Annotated in this window: 19 protein-coding genes and 2 pseudogenes; 9 read left to right on the top strand and 12 right to left on the bottom strand. The window is 64.1% G+C overall.

The features are described from left to right. Positions 1-16 precede the first annotated feature (16 nt). The 4 genes and pseudogenes from HDG37_RS27465 to HDG37_RS27450 form a co-directional block, all read left to right on the top strand. Entirely contained in the window at positions 17-3085 is a 3069-nt protein-coding gene (locus HDG37_RS27465) for an efflux RND transporter permease subunit (RefSeq protein ID WP_221312149.1), read from the top strand. A 137-nt stretch (positions 3086-3222) separates the two neighbouring features. After that, on the top strand, positions 3223-4191 hold the full coding sequence (locus HDG37_RS27460; RefSeq protein ID WP_184052887.1) for a zinc-binding alcohol dehydrogenase family protein: 969 nt from the start codon (positions 3223-3225) through the stop codon (positions 4189-4191). A gap of 124 nt (positions 4192-4315) precedes the next feature. Continuing rightward, the gene (locus HDG37_RS27455) at positions 4316-4903 is read left to right on the top strand and encodes a DUF4337 domain-containing protein (RefSeq protein WP_184052885.1); all 588 of its coding nucleotides are present in this window, start codon (positions 4316-4318) and stop codon (positions 4901-4903) included. A 30-nt stretch (positions 4904-4933) separates the two neighbouring features. Continuing rightward, positions 4934-5143 (top strand): annotated as a pseudogene (locus HDG37_RS27450) (LysE family translocator); the annotation flags it as partial. A gap of 53 nt (positions 5144-5196) precedes the next feature. On the opposite strand, the gene HDG37_RS27445 reads toward HDG37_RS27450, so the two are convergent. The 6 genes from HDG37_RS27445 to HDG37_RS27420 form a co-directional block, all read right to left on the bottom strand. Further along, positions 5197-6471 carry an RNA polymerase sigma factor gene (locus HDG37_RS27445; protein WP_184052883.1) on the bottom strand — a complete coding sequence of 425 codons (1275 nt, stop codon included), beginning with the start codon at positions 6469-6471 and terminating at the stop codon, positions 5197-5199. A gap of 77 nt (positions 6472-6548) precedes the next feature. Beyond that, complete coding sequence (locus HDG37_RS27440) at positions 6549-6962, bottom strand: YciI family protein (protein WP_184052881.1); 414 nt, start codon at positions 6960-6962, stop codon at positions 6549-6551. A 179-nt stretch (positions 6963-7141) separates the two neighbouring features. Further along, positions 7142-7495: a YciI family protein gene (locus HDG37_RS27435; protein ID WP_090807928.1), complete on the bottom strand. Its 354-nt coding sequence runs from the start codon at positions 7493-7495 to the stop codon at positions 7142-7144. Between the two features lie 171 nt (positions 7496-7666). Further along, entirely contained in the window at positions 7667-7906 is a 240-nt protein-coding gene (locus HDG37_RS27430; RefSeq protein ID WP_184052879.1) for a hypothetical protein, read from the bottom strand. After that, positions 7903-8364, bottom strand: coding sequence for a hypothetical protein (locus tag HDG37_RS27425; RefSeq protein ID WP_184052877.1), 462 nt, complete (start codon positions 8362-8364; stop codon positions 7903-7905). Before HDG37_RS27425 ends, HDG37_RS27430 begins: the two co-directional genes overlap by 4 nt. Positions 8365-9231: 867 nt before the next feature. Further along, entirely contained in the window at positions 9232-9504 is a 273-nt protein-coding gene (locus HDG37_RS27420) for a DUF1488 domain-containing protein (RefSeq protein ID WP_090807933.1), read from the bottom strand. 389 nt (positions 9505-9893) lie between these two features. On the opposite strand from HDG37_RS27420, the gene HDG37_RS27415 reads away from it, so the two are divergent. After that, on the top strand, positions 9894-10397 hold the full coding sequence (locus HDG37_RS27415; RefSeq protein WP_184052875.1) for a GNAT family N-acetyltransferase: 504 nt from the start codon (positions 9894-9896) through the stop codon (positions 10395-10397). Between the two features lie 30 nt (positions 10398-10427). Continuing rightward, positions 10428-10778, top strand: a complete 351-nt coding sequence (locus tag HDG37_RS27410) for a DOPA 4,5-dioxygenase family protein (RefSeq protein WP_090810310.1) — start codon at positions 10428-10430, stop codon at positions 10776-10778. A gap of 28 nt (positions 10779-10806) precedes the next feature. On the opposite strand, the gene HDG37_RS27405 is transcribed toward HDG37_RS27410, so the two are convergent. The 5 genes from HDG37_RS27405 to HDG37_RS27385 all read right to left on the bottom strand — a co-directional run bounded on the left by HDG37_RS27405 (position 10807) and on the right by HDG37_RS27385 (position 15608). Further along, the gene (locus HDG37_RS27405; RefSeq protein ID WP_090807936.1) at positions 10807-11121 is read right to left on the bottom strand and encodes a high-potential iron-sulfur protein; all 315 of its coding nucleotides are present in this window, start codon (positions 11119-11121) and stop codon (positions 10807-10809) included. Positions 11122-11157: 36 nt separating this feature from the next. After that, on the bottom strand, positions 11158-11847 hold the full coding sequence (locus tag HDG37_RS27400) for a nitroreductase (protein ID WP_184052873.1): 690 nt from the start codon (positions 11845-11847) through the stop codon (positions 11158-11160). Positions 11848-11957: 110 nt separating this feature from the next. After that, positions 11958-12680 carry a PepSY-associated TM helix domain-containing protein gene (locus HDG37_RS27395; protein WP_184052871.1) on the bottom strand — a complete coding sequence of 241 codons (723 nt, stop codon included), beginning with the start codon at positions 12678-12680 and terminating at the stop codon, positions 11958-11960. Continuing rightward, entirely contained in the window at positions 12677-13360 is a 684-nt protein-coding gene (locus HDG37_RS27390) for a Fe2+-dependent dioxygenase (protein ID WP_184052869.1), read from the bottom strand. The genes HDG37_RS27395 and HDG37_RS27390 overlap by 4 nt, the downstream gene beginning before the upstream one ends. A 67-nt stretch (positions 13361-13427) precedes the next feature. Continuing rightward, positions 13428-15608: a TonB-dependent siderophore receptor gene (locus tag HDG37_RS27385; RefSeq protein ID WP_184052867.1), complete on the bottom strand. Its 2181-nt coding sequence runs from the start codon at positions 15606-15608 to the stop codon at positions 13428-13430. Between the two features lie 276 nt (positions 15609-15884). Between HDG37_RS27385 and HDG37_RS27380 the strand changes: the two genes are divergently transcribed. Then, complete coding sequence (locus HDG37_RS27380; protein WP_090807947.1) at positions 15885-16880, top strand: aldo/keto reductase; 996 nt, start codon at positions 15885-15887, stop codon at positions 16878-16880. A 47-nt stretch (positions 16881-16927) separates the two neighbouring features. Here HDG37_RS27380 and HDG37_RS27375 read toward each other — a convergent pair whose 3' ends face one another. Beyond that, positions 16928-17494 (bottom strand): YbhB/YbcL family Raf kinase inhibitor-like protein, encoded by a 567-nt coding sequence (locus HDG37_RS27375; RefSeq protein WP_184052865.1) that lies wholly within the window; start codon positions 17492-17494, stop codon positions 16928-16930. Positions 17495-17693: 199 nt separating this feature from the next. On the opposite strand from HDG37_RS27375, the pseudogene HDG37_RS40100 reads away from it, so the two are divergent. Both HDG37_RS40100 and HDG37_RS27365 read left to right on the top strand, forming a co-directional pair. Next, positions 17694-17930: pseudogene (locus HDG37_RS40100) on the top strand (hypothetical protein); the annotation flags it as partial. A 219-nt stretch (positions 17931-18149) separates the two neighbouring features. Next, positions 18150-18560, top strand: a complete 411-nt coding sequence (locus tag HDG37_RS27365; RefSeq protein ID WP_184052970.1) for a type VI secretion system amidase immunity protein Tai4 — start codon at positions 18150-18152, stop codon at positions 18558-18560. Positions 18561-18691: the final 131 nt, after the last annotated feature.

Here is an 18691-nt window from a genome sequence, read left to right as displayed (position 1 = left end):
GCGAGGCCGCCCGATCATGTTCACGGACATCTTCATTCGCCGGCCGGTACTCGCTTCGGTCGTGAGCCTGCTGATCCTCGTGCTCGGGTTGCGCGCGCTCGCGGTGCTGAGGGTCAGCCAGTATCCGCAGACCGAGAACGCGGTCGTCACGATCACGACGGCCTACTATGGCGCGAACTCGGACACCATCGCCGGCTTCATCACGCAGCCGCTCGAAGCGGCGATCGCGCAGGCACAGGGCATCGACTACATGTCGTCGACGAGCATCACGGGCGTGTCGACGATCATCGCGACGCTGCGTCTGAACTACGATGCGAACCGCGCGCTGACCGAGATCAACACGCAGATCGGCTCGGTGCGCAACCAGTTGCCGCCGCAGGCGCAGCAGCCGGTGCTGACGGTGCAGACCGGGCAGACCACCGACGCGATGTACATGGGCTTCTACAGCAGCGTGCTGCCAAGCAACAACGTCACCGATTACCTGCTGCGCGTGGTCAAGCCCAAGCTCGATTCGATCCAGGGCGTGCAGACCGCCGAAGTGCTCGGCGGCCGGCAGTTCGCCATGCGCGCGTGGCTCGATTCGGCGCGGCTCGCCGCGCACGGCGTGAGCGCGAGTGACGTGTACACCGCGCTCGGCAACAACAACTATCTCGCCACGCTCGGCACGACGAAGGGGCAAATGGTCAGCGTCGACCTGGAAGCGGGCACGGACCTGCATACCGTCGACGACTTCAAGCAGCTCGTCGTCAAGCAGAAGAACGGCTCGCTCGTGCGTCTCGAGGATGTCGCGAACGTCGTGCTCGGCGCCGACAGCTACGACTTCAACGTCGCGTTCAGCGGCAAGCGTTCGGTGTTCATCGGCATCAAGGTCGCGCCGGACGCGAACATTCTCGATGTGGCCAAGCGCGTGAAAACCGTGTTTCCCGATCTGCAGAAGCAGTTTCCGACCGGCATGACGGGCGACATCGTTTATGACGCGACCGACTTCGTCAACACCGCGATCAGGGAAGTGATCAAAACGCTCGTCGAAGCACTCGTGATCGTCACCGTCGTGATCTTCCTGTTTCTCGGCAGCTTCCGCGCGGTGATCGTGCCGTTGATCGCGATGCCGCTGTCGCTGATCGGCACGTTCTTCGTGATGCAGGTGCTCGGCTATTCGATCAACCTGCTTACGCTGCTCGCACTCGTGCTCGCGATCGGGCTCGTCGTGGACGACGCGATCATCGTCGTCGAGAACGTCGATCGGCACATGAAGCACGAAGGCAGGACACCGTTCGACGCCGCGCTGATCGCCGCTCGCGAACTGGGCGGCCCGATCGTCGCGATGACCGTCGTGCTGATCGCCGTGTACGCGCCGATCGGCTTCCAGGGCGGGCTGACGGGCGCGCTCTTCACCGAGTTCGCGTTCACGCTCGCGGGCGCGGTGACGGTATCGGGTGTGATCGCACTCACGTTGTCGCCGATGATGTGCTCGCGCTTCTTCCGCGCCGAGCAGGAGTCGGGCCGCTTCGCGCGTTTCGTCGACCGCCAGTTCGAGCGCGTGCATCGCGGCTACGGCCGCCTGTTGCATGCGACGCTCGACACCTGGCCCGTGTTCGTGATCATGGGCGCGCTACTGCTGTGCGGCACGGTGTATCTGTTCATGACCTCGAAGTCGGAACTCGCGCCGCAGGAAGACCAGGGCATCGTGCTCTCGCAGATCATCGGGCCGCCCAACGCGACGATCCAGCAGATGCAGACTTACGCGGACCAGGTGTTCGATGCTTCGAAGACACTGCCCGAATATTCGCAGATGTTCCAGCTCACGGGCTCGCCGACTGTCAACCGGGGCATCGGCGGCGTGCTGTTCAAGACCTGGGATCAGCGCGGCAAGAACGCGACCGTGCTGCAGCAGGAGTTGCAGCAGAAGTGGAATCAGATCGCGGGCGCGCGCGTCGCGGCGTTCCAGTTTCCGCCGCTGCCGGGCGCGCAGGGCTTGCCGGTGCAGTTCGTGATCAGCACGACCGAGCCGTTCGAAAACCTCAACGAGGTGTCGCAAGCAGTGCTGGAAAAAGCGCGCGAGAGCGGCATGTTCTTCTTCGTCGATAGCGACCTGAAAATCGACAAGCCGGAAGTGACGCTCGTCGTCGACCGCGACAAGGTGGCCTCGCTCGGGCTGTCGCAAAGCGACGTCGGACAGGCGCTCGGGTCGGCGCTGGGCGGCGGCTACGTCAACTACTTCTCGATTGCGGGACGCTCGTACAAGGTGATTCCGCAGGTGTTGCAAATCGACCGGCTCAATCCGTCGCAAGTGCTCGACTACTATCTGCGCACGCCGGACGGCAACGTGATTCCGGCGTCGACGATCGCGCATCTGCGGCACAGCGTCGTGCCCGAATCGATCAACCACTTCCAGCAGTTGAACTCGGCGACGATCTCCGGCGTGATCGTGCCGGGCGTGTCGCAGGGCCAGGTGCTCGATTTTCTGCGCAAGGCGACCGCGCAGGTCGCGCCGGCCGGCTATTCAGCCGATTACTCGGGAGAGTCGCGCCAGTTCGTGCAGGAGTCGGGCGGCTTCGTCATCACGCTGCTGCTCGCGACGATCATCGTGTTTCTCGCGCTCGCGGCGCAATTCGAGAGTTTCCGTGATCCGATCGTGATCCTGATCTCGGTGCCGATGGCGCTGTTCGGCGCGCTGATCTTCATCAACATCGGCCTGACGACGCTGAACATCTACACGCAGGTCGGCCTCGTCACGCTGATGGGGCTCGTCAGCAAGCACGGCATTCTGATCGTGCAGTTCGCCAACGAACTGCAGCGCGCAGGTCGCGCGAAGCGCGAAGCGGTCGAGGAAGCGGCGGGCGTGCGGCTGCGCCCGATCCTGATGACGACCGCGGCGATGGTGCTCGGTGTGGTGCCGCTCGTGATCGCGTCGGGCGCGGGCGCGGCGGGCCGCAACGCAATGGGGCTCGTGATCTTCACCGGGATGTCGATCGGCACGTTGTTCACGTTGTTCGTCGTGCCGGCGATGTACATGTTTCTGGCCGCCGAACACCAGCGGCATGCTCAGGCGCCGAAGGCCGACGAGGCGGGTCAGGCGGGTTAGAGCGTGGGTGATCGCGTGGCCGGCGCGCGGGTTGCCCGAAAGCTGAAAGCCGCTGTCCTGATGCCTTTACTCGCATCACTTAGACTACGGTGCATTCGCTGCGCAACGCGGCGCAAGACCAACCGGAGCCACGCACGATGAAAGCGATCCAGTTCAAATCTTTTGGCAACCCCGAAGTGCTCGAATACGTCGATCTGCCGACGCCGCAGGCCGACGCGGAGCATGCGGTCGTGCGGGTCATGGCGGCCTCGGTCAATCCTAGCGACGTGAAGAACGTGTCCGGCCATTTCGAACATACGGTGCTGCCGCGCACGCCGGGGCGCGACTTCAGCGGCGTGGTGGTGGACGGCCCGGCCGCGTGGCTCGACGCCGAGGTGTGGGGAACCGGCGGCGACATCGGCTTCACGCGCGACGGCACGCACGCCGAGTACCTCAGCATTCCGGTCGCGGCGCTGTCGCGCAAGCCCGTGGCGTTGAGCCACGTCGAGGCAGCAGCCATCGGCGTGAACTTCGTGGTCGCGTGGCTCGGCAGCGTCGAATACGCGAAGTTGCAGGCCGGCGAGACCATTGCCGTGCTTGGCGCGGGCGGCGGTGTCGGTGGCGCGGTCGTGCAGATCGCGAAAGCACGCGGCGCGCGCGTGATCGCCGTCGACCGCCGGCCGCTCGATCCCGCCACGCCCGCGGGCCGCCTGATCGACGCCTACGTGGCGTTCGACGAACACGCGGCCGCACGCGTGCGCGAGCTGACCGGCGGCGCGGGCGCGGAAGTCGTGTACGACACGGTAGGCGGTGTCGCGTTCGAGACCGCGCTGAGTCTCGCGAAGCGGCGCGGCCGCGTGCTCGAAATCAGCGGGACCGGCAAGCGCCGCGTCGAGTTCGATCTGATCGACTTCTATCACAACGAGACGCAATTGCTCGGCGTCGACAGCGCGAAGCTCGGCGTCGCGGAATCGGCGCCGCTGATGACGGCGCTCGTCGAGGGCTTCGACAACGGCAAGCTGAGCGGCCCGGCGATCGCGCAGGAATTCCCGCTCGCCCGCGCGCGCGAAGCCTACGAGGCGGTCGCTGCCGGCACGCGCGGGCGCGTCGTGATTCGCATGCAATAACCGTCCCTCTGACACAGTGCATTGAAGGTGCGGCCTCCGGGCCTCCGCGACACGCTAAGATTGAGGCCGCCGGGCGCCCGCCCCGTCCGGCGAGAACGACAAAAGCATTGCCTCGGAGAATCTGATGTCTGAAGAATATGAAGTGCACGGTCCGCACGACCATGCCGTCGAACACGCCGGCCACGCCGCGCATCACGACGCCGATCCGTTCGCGAGCCGCATGGCCGTGATGACAGCGATCCTCGCGACGATCGGCGCGCTGTGCGCGTACCAGAGCGGCAACGCCGAAAACCTCGCGCTGTTCTACAAGAACGAAGCCGCGATCAAGAAGACCGAAGCGTCGAACCAGTGGAGCTACTACCAGGCGAAGGGCGAAAAGGAAAACCTCGCGGAACTCGGCGCGGCGCTGTCGGCGCCCAATAGCGACGCGCACGCGAAGTTCGTCGCCGACGTCGAGAAATACAAGCAGCAGAAGGAGCCGATCCGCGCGAACGCAGAAGCGATCGAAAAACAGGTCGTCGCCGCCGATACGCGCAGCGAAACGCTGTTGCACGGCCATCATCGCTGGGCTCAGGCGACGCTGCTGATTCAGGTCGCGATTGCGCTGTGCGCGATCACGCTGCTCACGCGCAAGAACTGGCTGCGCAATCTGTCGTACCTCGTCGCGGGAGTGGGCGTCTTGACCGCGGGCGCGGCGTTTTTCGGGCTATGAGCGGGATGCTCGCGTTACTTTTCACCCAGAGCTTCGGCGGCGCCAGCGCATGTGAGTACCGGCACGTTCGCCGCGATGCTCGGCATGGTGTTCGTCGTCGCGAGCAGCTGGTATGGGTTCGTCGCGCTGGCGCTGTCGCATCAGCGCATCGCGTCGGCTTATCGGCGCGGCAAGATGTGGGTGGATCGTGTGTGCGGCGGCTTGATCTTTGCGCTGGGGGTGCGGCAGCTGATTCGTTGAGGCGACACTGACGTGTGCGTGAGCACCAATGTGCCAGCACCAATGTGCCAACTTCAATCCGCGAGCCCGCGCGCACGCTCCAGCAACAACTCGCGCTCGCGCATATTGCGCGTCATCGCCGCGGCGCGCTCGAACTCCACGCGGGCTTCGTCGACGCGTCCAAGCTTGACCAGCAGATCGCCGCGCACGCTCGGCAGCCAGTGATAATTCGCGAGCGCCGAACCGGCGGCGAGCGCATCGACGATCTCGAGTCCGGCCGCCGGCCCGAACGCCATCCCCACCGCGACCGCGCGATTCAACTCCACTACCGGCGACGGCGCGACCTGCGCCAACGCATCGTAGAGTGCGACGATCTGCGCCCAGTCGGTGTCCCCGGCGCGGCGCGCTCGCGCATGGCACGCGGCGAGCGCCGCCTGCAACGCATACGGCCCGCTCTCGCCGCCGAGCGCATGCGCGTCGTCCAGCGCGGCGAGGCCGCGGCGAATCAGCAGCGCGTCCCAGCGGCTGCGATCCTGATCGAGCAGCAGTACCGGACGCCCCTGGGCGTCGGTGCGCGCGTGCGTACGCGACGCCTGAATCTCCATCAGCGCGACGAGACCGTGGACCTCGCTCTCGTCGGCTGCGAGTCCGCTCAACACGCGCCCAAGCCGCAACGCCTCCTCGCATAGCGTCGGGCGCATCCAGTCGTCGCCGGCCGTGGCCGAATAACCTTCGTTGAAAATCAGGTAGATCACCTGCAGCACCGACGCGAGCCGCGCCGCGCGCGCGTCCGCCTGCGGCATCTCGAACGGCACGCGCGCCGCCGACAGCGTGCGTTTCGCGCGCACGATCCGCTGCGCGATGGTCGGCTCCGGCATGAGAAACGCGCGCGCGATTTCGTCGGTGGTGAGGCCGCCGAGCAGGCGCAGCGTCAGCGCGACGCGCGCGTCGGTCGACAGCACCGGATGGCACGCGGTGAAGATGAGCCGCAGCAGATCGTCGCCGATGTCGTCGGCGCGCGCGGCGTCGAGCGCATCGACGAAATCGGGCACCACGTGCGCTTCGATCGCGTCGAGATCGTGGCCGAGCTCCTCGCGCTTGCGCGCATGCAGCGCTTCCTGGCGCAGGCGATCGAGCGCGCGGTTCTTCGCGGCGGTCATCAGCCACGCTCCGGGGTTGTCGGGCACGCCCGCGTCCGGCCAATGCTCGAGCGCGGCCACCAGCGCGTCCTGCGCGAGTTCCTCGGCGAGTCCCACGTCGCGCACGATCCGCGCGACGTGAGCGATGACCTTCGCGGATTCGATCCGCCAGACAGCGTCGATCGCACGATGGGTGGCCTGTATCGTCACGGCGTCAGCCTTCACCTGCTGCCGGCGGTTGCGCGTTCAGGAACATGTACGCGGGCTCCCAGACGTAGTCCATCAAATCAGCGGCGATCTTCTTCGAGCTTGCGAAAGCGCTCGACTTCCGGCCCCGGCTCGAAGTCGTCGAGTTCGAACAGCTGCCGCACTTCGATTTCGCCATCGGCGTGCTCACCGAACGGCGCCGGAAAACGCCGCGCCCATTCCATCGCCTCGTCGCGCGAGCGCACCTGGATCAACGTATAGCCCGCGATCAGCTCCTTGGTCTCCACGAACGGCCCGTCCACGATGCTCCGTTTGCCGCCGCTATAGCGCACGCGCCAGCCTTTCGAGCTCGGCTGCAGGCCCGTCGCGTCGAGCAGCACGCCGGCCTGCGCGAGTTCTTCGTGGTAGGCGCCCATGGCGGCGATCAGCGACGGTTCGGGCATCTCGCCGGCTTCGCTCGCGGCCGTGGCTTTGACGATGATCATGAATCGCATGTCGTTGCTCCTTGTTGTTAGTGGTCGGTCGTGAGTGGATTCTTGTGAATCGCCTGGCGGGGCCACGCCGGCTCGCCCCTTACTCACACGACGCGCGATGCACGGTCCGATCGACATGCGCGGCGGTCCCCACATCCCAGGGAAAACACCGAAGCGAGTGAAGTGGGAGTCAAGCGTGCCTAGATGAAGCACGGTCCGAGCTTGCGCACCTCGACCGTGCACCACGACGCCGCAGGGCAGGTTTGCGCGATCGCCACGGCCTCTTCACGGCTGTCGCAGTTCAACAAAAAGAAGCCGCCGATCATCTCCTTCGCCTCGGCGAACGGCCCGTCGACGAGCTTCGATTGGCCATGGCGGACCTGCACGCGCACGGCGTCCTTCTGCGAAGTCAGTGACTCGACCGCGAGCAGCTTGCCGCGCGCTTTCAGATTCTCGGAGAAACGCACCATCTGGTCGTAGAGGTCGCGGCCCGCGGCTTCGGCGCGCTCCTCGCGTTGGTCCGTGGGTTCGACGATCAGCAGCATGTAGGACATGATGTCTCCGATAGGGCTCGTTTTGGTTGTATGCGCGGGTCGGCATCGCAACGACGCCAGCGACGCCTGGCCTCGGCGGTATGCAGGAGGTACGCAAGCAGGTAGGCGGCAAGCAGGCGCAGCCAGTCTAGCAAGCGGGAATCGCAGCGGCAAACGCGCCCGGCGGGACTTCTACGGACACTCGTAACAAGCCGCGCCACGCGTACCGGCCAGCCTCGCGCGACACGTCGATGCCGCTTTCAATGTGTCCGGAATCCATTTATGTCCGCGCTGAAACGGTCGTATCAGCCGTTCGACGAAACGCAGCGCAGCGGGCAGCCACTCGCCCGGGCTCGCCGACAGCGCATTGAGCGCAGCGCCGGTGACCCGCGACGCTTTCGAAATGCGCGCCGCCAGATGCGTGCCGCTCAAACCGCCGCTTCCGCCAGCGCTCGCAGTCGCGCGGAACGCATCAAACCTTCGATCATTTTCGCTTCCGCGCTCGCCAGCTCGCTCAGCGACGCCGCCGACAACTGTCCGTCGAAAATCGCTAGCGCCGCGCACAGACTTGCGTAGTCGTCGTCTTCGAGCGACCAGCGGCCAGTCTGGCGCTCGCGCACATCGAGCCGCACCATCGCCGCATGCGCGCTTTCGATGTCGGCGCCCCGTCCGGCATGCACAAGTTCCTGCGACACCAGCAAATGCCGGCTCAGCGTCGTGTGCAGAATGCGCGCGCCGTGGCCGCGGCGGAATGCATCGAGCGCGGCGTAGGCCTGCAACAGCATGGTCTGCGTGACCGGCGCGTGCGCGGTGCGGCTCTGGGTCAGAGAACGCAACAACGGGGACATGGCCGTGCGGCCGGGCTTGCGAACTCGCGACTTGCTGGACATCGATTCAACCTCCTTCTTTCGGCAGCGCGCCCGGACTTCGGCACGCGACGGCGGCAAACGCCGCGCTCAAACGTCCGACGTATTTCGCGCCCGACAGTTCACCCCATGCGACGCGCCCGTTCTTCGAACGTATCGAAGAACGCAATGTCCGCATATCGGTTCGACGCCGCCAGAAACAAGAAGCCCGCTTCGTTGCGACGAAAAAAAACCCTGTTCCGCGAGGAACAGGGCTGACAGGATGGAACGGCCGAGCATGCGCGTGGATGCCTGCCAACCTATAACCACCTAACCTGCAAAGCTATTGCTTACGTGTACTGCACCGGCAATTTCTACCGCTCGACAGCAAGCTTCAACTGCCGATTCAAACTACCACTTCAATTGCGACTGCATGTGGGCCGGTCCTCGCTATCTGCTACTTCTGGCCGCTACCCCTGTTGCTTCGCGCTCGTGCTCGATGCATTGCGCGCTTGTATTGCGTCAACTGCGGACCGCAAACTGCCAGATACGCACTGCGAACTGCAGACTACTCATCAACGGTACGGTTCAAATCCGACACGAGGGGAAGATCGCATCGATGGAGGTCGGTGATTCCTCGCTCCATGGAAAAGAGTGTATGCGCGCACGCGCGAAAGCAATTCAGCGAACCGAAGCGCTTTGGTGGGTTAATTTGGCGAATCGATGTAACAGCGGCCCCGCGGAGCGCTCGATGTGAAATCAGCGATTGCACCGAAACGGTGCTGCGAAAGCCTGAGAGAAAAAACGCGAAGAGCGAAGCCGGCCGCATTCAGGCCGAGCGGAGCCGGTGCCGTCGCGCCGGCGTCATCGCGTGTGCAGCTTCGAGCGATGACGCGCGCCACGCCAAGCACGTCAACCGCGTGTGGAGAAATCGTCGATCGTCAGCAAGACCTTCTCACCGGGACGCGCGAGCATTTTTCGTTCGGCGATCGCCGTAATACGTTTGCGCCCATCCGCGAACGTCTTCAGAACGCGCGCCTCACCCGCGCCGCGTTGCAGCCAGAAGTGCTGCTCGAGCGCCTCGCGCGTGACCGCGCATTCAAGGTCTCGTCCCTGCGACGAAAGCTGGAAAATCACCGCGCGTCCATCTGCCGAGACGCTGGGTACCACCTCGATCATCGTCATAGCCCACCTCGCAACGTTGATTACGACGTTCGCCGCATAGCGCGAACGTCCCCGGATAACCATCTGGAGGCTCGCCGCATCGGATGACGCGCGAAGCGGACGTTCGCGCGCCAATCGTCGGAGGCCTCGTCTTGTCGGTTCGTACGGTGGTGCGGATAGCGCGGCCGCGATGGGTCGACGACCGTGCCCGCGAAGAGCGATTCAACCTTCAGCAATGCGCATGCCACACAACGCAGCAGGCGGCGCCTCGCCGCATCGAGCGTTCGCCCTGCATCGCAAAGTGAGAAGACTGCAACATAGCGGCGTGGTAAAAAAGCGTAGCCGGCGCGACAATCGACGACAATTCTTACTCGCGCTTCGCACGATCATCGCGCCACCACCTTGCCGACATGTCCGCCCAACTGCCCGACCAACGATCCGGGTTGACCTTGCGCCCCGCGCAACCCGACGACGAAGCCTTCCTGCTCGAACTGCGCAAGACGACGATGACCGAACACCTGGCGCGCGCCGGCGAGCCGACCGACGACGACGCCCATCGCGCGCGCCTGTTGCATCGCTACGACGCGGCGCAGGTGGTCTGCATCGACGGCGCGCCCGCGGGCTTGTTGAAGGCGCATCGCAACGACGTCGAATGGTTCGTCGTGCAGTTGCAGATCGCGCCGGCACTACAGGGTCGCGGCATCGGCGAGCAAGCGCTGCGCACGATCCTGCGCGCCGCCGCGGCCGAAGCGTTGCCGGTCAGCTTGCAGGTGCTCAAGGGCAATCCCGCCAAACGGCTGTACGATCGTCTTGGCTTCGAGATCGTCGGCGAGGATCAGACACAGTTTCACATGCGACTTGCAGCGCGCGCGCCGGCGGAAAGCGAAGCAGAACGAATGTCGGATAAAGACTGATACGGAACGAGCCTGGCAATGAACTCTGATATGACTTTTCGCGCTGCTTCAGCGATACAAAGCTGGCACGCGCACATCTACTTCGACCCGGCGAGCCGCGATGCCGCCTGGGCGTTTCGCGAGCAGATCGACGCGCATTGGGGCGACAAACTGCAGATCGGGCGCTTCCACGAACGGCCGGTCGGGCCGCATCCGATGTGGTCGTATCAGCTCGCCTTCGCGCACACGCAGTTCGCCGACGTGGTCGGCTGGCTCACGCTCAATCACGGCGCGCTCGATGTCTTTCTGCATCCGAACACCGGCGACGCGCTGCGCGATCATCGCGACGCCGCCGTGTGGATCGGGCACTCGCACGAACTCGTGCTGAAGGCGCTGCTATAGCACCGCTGCGAACGCTACGGCGGCGTGCTCACATATTCGTATACGCGCTGCACCAGCCGCGCGACGCGACCTGTTTAGTGCCGAACAGCGTGCAGCCGCCGTATGCGTCCGATGCCTTGCCCTGGAACAGCGAGCAGTTCGCGCACGATTGCCCGGCCGCGAAGTTCGGAAATCTGGCCTTGTCGACCTTCGACGCATCTTCGGTATAGCCGACCGCCTGCGCCTGCGGATCGCTCTCGCTGAGCGCATTGGGAACGGTCGCGGCGAACGCGACCCGAGACAGCGCGAGCGACGAGCCGACGCCCGCGCTGACCAACAGGAAATGGCGCCGCGATGTTTTCATTGTCGTTTGCCTCTGGGTGGGGACTGACGGATGCGTTCAATCGAGAAAGCGCGCGAAGCGCTCGACCGGTTCGCGCTCGGGGCGCAGCGTATTGACCGGCGCGTTGGGGTCGGCGAAGCCGAGCGACATGCCGCACACAAATTGCTCTTTTTCGGGCAAGCCGAGATGTCCGGCAATCAGTCGATGAAACTGCATGAACGCGGCCTGCGGACAGGTGTCGAGACCGCGTCCGCGCGCGGCCGTCATGATCGCCTGCAGGAACATGCCGTAGTCGAGCCAGCTGCCGCGCTCGAGGCTGCGATCGATCGTGAACAGCAGGCCGACGGGTGCGTCGAAGAAACGGAAATTGCGCGAGTGCTGTTCGTGCATGCGCGCCTTGTCGCCCTTCTCGATGCCGAGCAGGCTATACATGTCCCAGCCGATCTTGCGGCGCCGGTCGATGAACGGCGACTGCCACTGGCGCGGATAGTACGCGTACTCCTCCTGGTACAGCTCGTCGCGCTGCGGATCGTCGTAGGCCGCGAGCAGATCGCGCGACAGACGCGCGAGCGATTCGCCCGTCAGCACGTACACCTTCCACGGCTGCGTGTTGGTGCCCGACGGTGCGTGGCTGGCGGCTTCGAGAATCGCTTCGATGTCGGCGCGCTGCACCGGTGTCGGCAGAAAGGCGCGCACCGAGCGCCGCGTGGTCAGCGCGGTGTCGACGGGGTTCGCGGGAGAGGTCATCGGCGGATGGCGGCAGAGCCTGCGGAGTAGGTCTGCGACGATTCTAGCGCGGACCGCTCAAAGCCTGCCCGCCAGCGCGCAGGCGTCGCCCGAAGCGTCGCGCCCCGCCCCTACATCGTCCCCAACACCACCGCCGCCGCAATCGATCCGACCACGAGCGCGAGCCCCACCGTCTTGCGCTTGTTCAACTCGGTCCACAACAGCACGCCCGTCAGCGACAGCAGGATCAGGCTGCCCGCGAGCGTATCGATCAGCAACACCCAACCGACGCTCAAGCCCACACCCTTGTGCATGTTCGTCAGCATCGCGAGAAAGGTGTTCGCGCTGCGCTTGACCGTCACGGTGTGGTTGCCGACCCAGTATTCGGCCGACGTGTTTTCCTTCGGCGACCCGAAACTCAGTTGCCAGTGCTCGGGCTGCACGACGCTGCGATCGCCCCACGCCACCGGATGCTCGGTTTCCTTCTGCACGCGCCCCGGATTGCCGGCGATCTTCAGCTCCTGCTTGAGCCACTTCGCGAGCCCGCGCGGCGTTTGCGGCGCCGGTTGCGGCAGCGGCACCTGCATCACCGACACCTGCGGCTCGCCGGTCGAGACGCGCAGCGGACCGCCGCGATGATTCAGAAAGAAGCCCGTCGTGCCGAACAGCAGACCGAGCGCCGCGCCCCACAGTCCAACCCACCCATGCACCTTGCGCAGCCACTTGATGAAGGTCGCGCGACGCGAGCGCTGCTGGCGCGATTTCAGTTCATGGTCATCGAGCCGACGCGGCTCCCGCGCGTCATGTTCGCCGGCCGCGGGCGGTTGAATGTCGAGGGTGTCCGAGACGCTCACGTTTCACTCCAGGTGCGCAGCAGATTGTGATAACAACCGACGAGGCTGCGTCGCGCAGCTTCGTCGGCATGGGTGGCATTGAGCCGTTGAATCGCGGTGTCCATGTCGAACAGCAGCGCGCGATGCGTGTCGCTGCGCACGAGGCTCTGCACCCAGAAGAAGCTCGCCACCCGCGCGCCGCGCGTGACCGGCGTCACCTGGTGCAGACTCGTCGCCGGGTAGACGATCATGTCGCCGGCCGGCAGTTTCACCTGCTGCACGCCGTAGGTGTCCTCGATCACGAGTTCGCCGCCGTCGTATTCGTCGGGCGCGCTGAGAAACAGCGTCACCGACACGTCGGTGCGCAGCTTCACGCCGTTCGGCAGCACGCGCACCGCGCCGTCGACGTGGCTGCCGAACTGCATGCCGCCCTCGTAGCGGTTGAAGAGCGGCGGATAGACCTGGTTGGGCAGCACCGCGCTGATGAACAGCGGATTGCGTTCGATCGCCGCGAGAATCACATCGCCGAGTTCGCGCGCGAGCGGCGAGTGCTCGGCAATCTGCTGATTGCGCTTGACCGGCGCGCCCTGATAGCCCGCGGTCGCGCGGCCATCGACCCATGCATCGCCGGCTCGATCGAGCCGCTCGCGCATGAAGCGCAACTGCCCGGCGTCCAGTACCTTCGGAATGTGCAGCAACATAGTGTGTCCTTCGCGTCGGCTTGCCGTTTGCAGAAGCGGCAAGCCGTACGCATGTGCTCAGTGCGTCTCAAAAGCGGTAGTTGAACGTCGCGAGCAGCGTGCGGCCGATGCCCGGCACCGAACGTCCGCCGTCCGACGGAATCAACGCGTCGTAGTAGTACTTGTTGGTGAGGTTCAGCAGGTTCAGGCGCACGTCGTACTTCTTCGCGTGATAGGCCGCGGTCGCGTCCCAACGCGTGTAGCCCGGCACCTTTACGTAGTTCGTGTTCGACGCATAACGCGGCGACATGTAGATCGGACCGCCGCCGATTTCCCAATGCGGCGTGATCGCGTACGTGGTCCAGAACGTCAGCGTGTTGCGCGGCGTGTTGGCCGGCGTGTGACCTTGCGTGCCGTCGGCCGCTTTCAGGATCGTCGCGTCCATGTATGTGTAGCCGCCGAAAATCTGCCACTTGTCGGTGATGTGCCCCGTCACGCTCGCCTGGAAGCCGTCGACGCGAATGTTGCCGGCGAGCTGGTACTCAGTCGGTGACACCTGCGTGCGCGCGTTGTCCTTTTCCTCGCGGAAGATCGCCGAGGTCACCGACATGTTGCCGCCGAACAGATCCCACTTGCCGCCGATTTCATACGACTTCGTCGATTCCGGCGTGAGGTTCTGAGTGCGGTTCGTGACCGTCAGGTTTTCGAGCGACGGGTTGAACGATGTGCCGTACGACACGTAGTACGACTGCCAGTCGGTCGGCTGATAGATGACGCCGGCGCGCACGCTCGTGAAGTAGTTGGTCTGGCTCGCGTAAGCCGGCGCGCTAATCGTATTGCGGATTCCCGCCGAGAAACGATCCCAGCGCACACCGCCGATCAGCTTCCAGTGCGGCGTCAGCGTGATCGTGTCGTTCAGGTAAGCGGCAATTTCGTTCGCGCTCGAATCGGCGTAGTTGCCGACCGTCGTCGTCACGTTCGACGGCGTGCCCATGATCGGCGGATTGAGCATCGGCACGACCGGCAGGTTGTTGCGCGTGTACGCCTGGTTCGTATAGCTGTCGTGGCCCACTTCGACACCGGCGATCAGGTCGTGCCTGATCGGTCCGGTGTCGAATTTGTATTCGAGCATCGTGTCGTTGTAGATCGCATGATTCTGGATCACGCGGTCATGACTTTGCAGCTTGATGAACAGCTGCGACGGCGACAGCGTCGTGAAGTTGCCGTTGGTCAACGCTGTGCTGGACGACAGCGGTCCGGTCAGCACCGCTTGCGGCGCGGTTTCGCGCGCGTCGGTCATGGAGTGCGAGATCTGCGTCTGGTTCGTCAGCGTCAGGTCCTCGGAGAACTTGTGCTTGATCGCCGCGGTAAAGATCTGCACGTCCTGGATCGTGCGGTCGCTGGTCAAACCGTAGAACGTGTTCTTCGGTACCGGCGACGGGCGGCCGTTCAGCGCCTGGATGCCGTAGTCGGGCATGTCGTGGTTGCGCTGGATCAGCGCCGACAGCGTGATCTCGGTCGGCGTGCCGATGCCGAAGCGCAGTTCCGGCGCGACGCCGAAGTCCTTGTTCTTCATCACGTCGCGCGTCGAGCCGAGGCTCTGGCCGAATGCATTGAGGCGGATCGCCGAGGTGTCGGTGAGCTTGGGGTTCACGTCGACGGTGGAGCGGTAGCGGTCGTCGGTGCCGATCATGCCGGAGACTTCCGCCGAGTCCGTCAGATTCGCCTTCTTGCTGACCTGGTTGATCACGCCGCCGGTCGAGCCGCGGCCGAACAGCATCGACGACGGACCGTACAGCACTTCGAGCGATTCAAGATTGAACGTGTCGCGGTAGTACTGATTGCGGTCCCGAAAGCCGTCCAGATAGATGTCGTTCTGCGCAGTGAAGCCGCGCAGGTTGATGTTGTTGCCGATCTGGCCGCCTTCGGCCGCGCCGATCGTCACGCCGGGCGCGTTGCGCAGCGCGTCCGCAAACGACGTCGCGCCCTGCGAGGCAAGCAGGTCGCGATTGATCACGGTGACGGTCTGCGGAATGTCGCGCAGCGCGGTCGGCGTCTTGGCGCCGACGGTCGCCCGGTCGGCCTGGAAGTCCTGCTGAACGGCCTGAGCCTGCACGCCGATGGTCGGCAGCGTCTGCGCGGCGGCGGGTGTGTCGTTCAGTGCGCTGGTTTGTGCGTTCTGCGGCGCGCTTTGCGCGAGCGCCGGGGTCGCCAAAGGAATGGCAAAAGCGAGCGCTAGCGCTGTCGCGAGCGGCGTGTGATTGAGCATGGAAATCCCGTCAGAAATGCGTTTGTCAGATTCGCATCACTGACGTCGAATTCATGACAAAGCCGCAAATGGCTGGCTGCCGCTCTCCGTAGTGTGAGATGGAGATGACGGGATGGCTGGCTAGGTTTAAATGAGAATCGCTATCATTTCATATCTACTGGAAGTCAGCAATCCCGGCGTGCGTCAGGCACACCGAATCGCGACTCGTTTATCCTTTTTACAACAACGTAGTTTCATCGCTTCGGCAGCGCTTTCCATCCCTCTGGAGTCGACTTTATGCAATATCGCCAATTCGGCCGCACCGGCCTGACCGTTTCTCGCCTGTGTCTCGGCACCATGACCTTCGGGCTGCAAACCGAAGAAGCCGCATCGCACCGCATCCTCGACACGGCCGCGGACGCCGGTGTCAATTTCATCGATACCGCGAACGTCTATCCGCTCGGCGGCGACGAAAATCTGGCCGGACGCACCGAGGAAATCGTCGGACGCTGGCTGAAGGGCAAACGCGAGCGCTTCATCGTCGCGACCAAGGCGGTCGGCAAGATGGGGCCCGCCGCGTGGGACCAGGGCGCGTCGCGCAAGCACCTGCTCGATGCGATCGACGCGTCCTTGCAGCGCCTCGGCACCGACTACGTCGACCTGTACCAGCTCCATTCCGACGACGCGAAGACCCCGCTCGACGAGACGCTCGAAGCGCTCGATGCGATCGTGCGCTCGGGCAAGGCGCGCTATATCGGCGTGTCGAACTTTCTCGCCTACCGGCTCGCGCGCGCACTGGGTCGCGCGGACGTGCTACGCGTCGCGCGCTTCGTGTCGGTCCAGCCGCGCTACAACCTGCTGTTTCGCCAGATCGAGCGCGAGCTGCTGCCGCTGGCCGCCGAGGAACAACTGGCCGTGATGCCGTATAACCCGCTCGCGGGCGGACTGCTGAGCGGCAAGCACCGGCTCGACGCGACGCCCGCCGAAGGGCGCTTCACCGAAAGCGTCGGCAAGGCTGGCGCGATGTATCAGGAGCGCTACTGGCATGAGCGCGAGTTCGACACGATCGAAAGGCTGAAGGCGATCGTCGCGCCGACCGGCGAATCGCTGACGAAGGTCTCGCTTGCGTGGGTGCTCGCGAATCCGCTGATTACGTCGGCGATCATTGGTGCGAGCCGCGCGGAGCAGTTGAGCGATACGCTCGCGGCGGCCGGGCTCACGCTCGACGCCGCGATCAAGACGCAGCTCGATGAAGCGAGCGTGCAGTATCGCTGGGGGGACGCGGCGCGCTAGCCGCCCGCCGGCAGATCAGGCGCGGCCCGGCGTTCGGCCGCGCGTCTTCATCGTCCGTAGCGCAGCACGGTGCTCGTCGCGGCGAGCACGTGATCCTTGATCGCGGCGTGGAACGCGTCGCGCGTCAAGCCGGCCGGCAATGCGTCGGGCGGCAGATCGAGCGCATAGACCTGCGCCACGAAGTGATGCGGTACCTCGCCGACGGGCGGACACGGGCCGTAATAGCCGGGGCCGCCGGTGCGATTCGTGCCGGCGACGCTGCCCGCCGGCGCGGCTTCGCCTTCGGCGAGTCCGGTCGTGGTAGGCGCGATGCCATAGACGATCCAGTGCACGATGCCGAGGCCTTTCGCGCCGTCGGGATCGAAGATCGTCACCGCGAAACTTTTCGTGCCGGCCGGCGCGTTATGCCATTGCAGCGCCGGCGACACGTTGCCGCCGCCGCAATTGTTCGCGCTCGCCGCGTGGCTTGCGTTGAGCGTGCCGCCATCGGCCAGTCCCGGCGACGACACCGCGAAGGCCTGTGCCGCATACGTATGCGCGCACGCGTAAGCGAGCAGCGCGCACGCGCCGACGGAGAGGAGGCGCCGCGCGAGGGTCAGGTGGATGCGAGTCATTGGGAGTCTCCGGAGTTGGACGTGCCGTTGAGAGCTTTGCAGTTCAGAGAGCAACTATAGCGAGAATGTTGTTTTGAGATGGAAGAGGCGGCATATTGCGCACGGGGTTGTGCAAATCAAACAGATAGCTCGTAGGCCGAAACGGTCATCGGCAACCGCACAACGACGATCTTGCTGAAGCCGAAATCAAGGATAGCAAATGACTCGACCTCATTTCACTGCTGCGTGGGCCGCTTCCCAGCGAATATTCGACCCTGCAAATTCAGGTGCCAAGGGTGCAAAAGTAATTGGCGGGTACGTTGAGAAGAACATCAACAACCCTGATCCCAATCAACGCTGGAACAATACCTGCGCAGTACGGATGAGTTACATCTTGAACCACGCAGGCTTGACTATTCCGAACATTCCAGGACAGACAGTATCGGGAGCAGATAAGCGGCAGTATTTTTTCCGCGTCAATAATCTGATTGCCTTCTTTCAGCAGCGGTGGTCTGATGCTCAAGGACATGCGACATTGTTCGACGGCAGCGCCTGTTACGACCACTGCTATTTCAACGAACCTGAGGCGAAGTATCGCACTGACCGCGAACTTCTGGAGTTTGCAGTGAAGAAGGTCGGGGTTGGCATCCTAACTGGTTTTGCCCTCATCTTCGGCATGTCTGCTTGCTATGCAAAAGGCGATCAACGTGCGACTCCACAAGCTGGAGCACATACTTATGCACAGAATTACAAAGACATGGTTCTGGCTACTTGCATAGCGAACGCCTACAGGAACGACAAAGATGCTGCTATGGATGCGGGAAGCAGCGTCAGTGCATTGCGAGACTGGACTTACTTTGACTTGGAGAAGGCTCCAGACGCGATCAAAACCTTGGTGGACAATTATTTGGCGCGAAATTATCAAAACCCGCTGGTTGAATCGGAAACTGAAGGTGTCCGTTTCGATTTCCTGAAGTGTCTGGACCTGTATCACAGTAAGGAATTGGACGCACAGGTCAAGCGTTTGGTCATTAACCCCAGGCGCACTTACCGGCAAGATAATCCGTTGCCAGCAAAGCCGAAGTAGTTATGAGCACGTCCAGCGTCGAAGCGCTGACCAGTGCTCGGGCACGGATCGCCTTGGCAATCGTTGATGGGTTGATATGAACCCTTGGCCGTGGAGCCGCGGCACTGGATACGTGATGGCAGCGGCAATCC

Origin of the sequence: Paraburkholderia sp. MM5384-R2 (assembly GCF_014201025.1) — a bacterium.
Classification (GTDB): Bacteria; Pseudomonadota; Gammaproteobacteria; order Burkholderiales; family Burkholderiaceae; genus Paraburkholderia; species Paraburkholderia tuberum.
The sequence above is the reverse complement of the archived record's forward strand: the minus strand, read 5'-3'. Positions and strand labels throughout refer to the sequence as shown.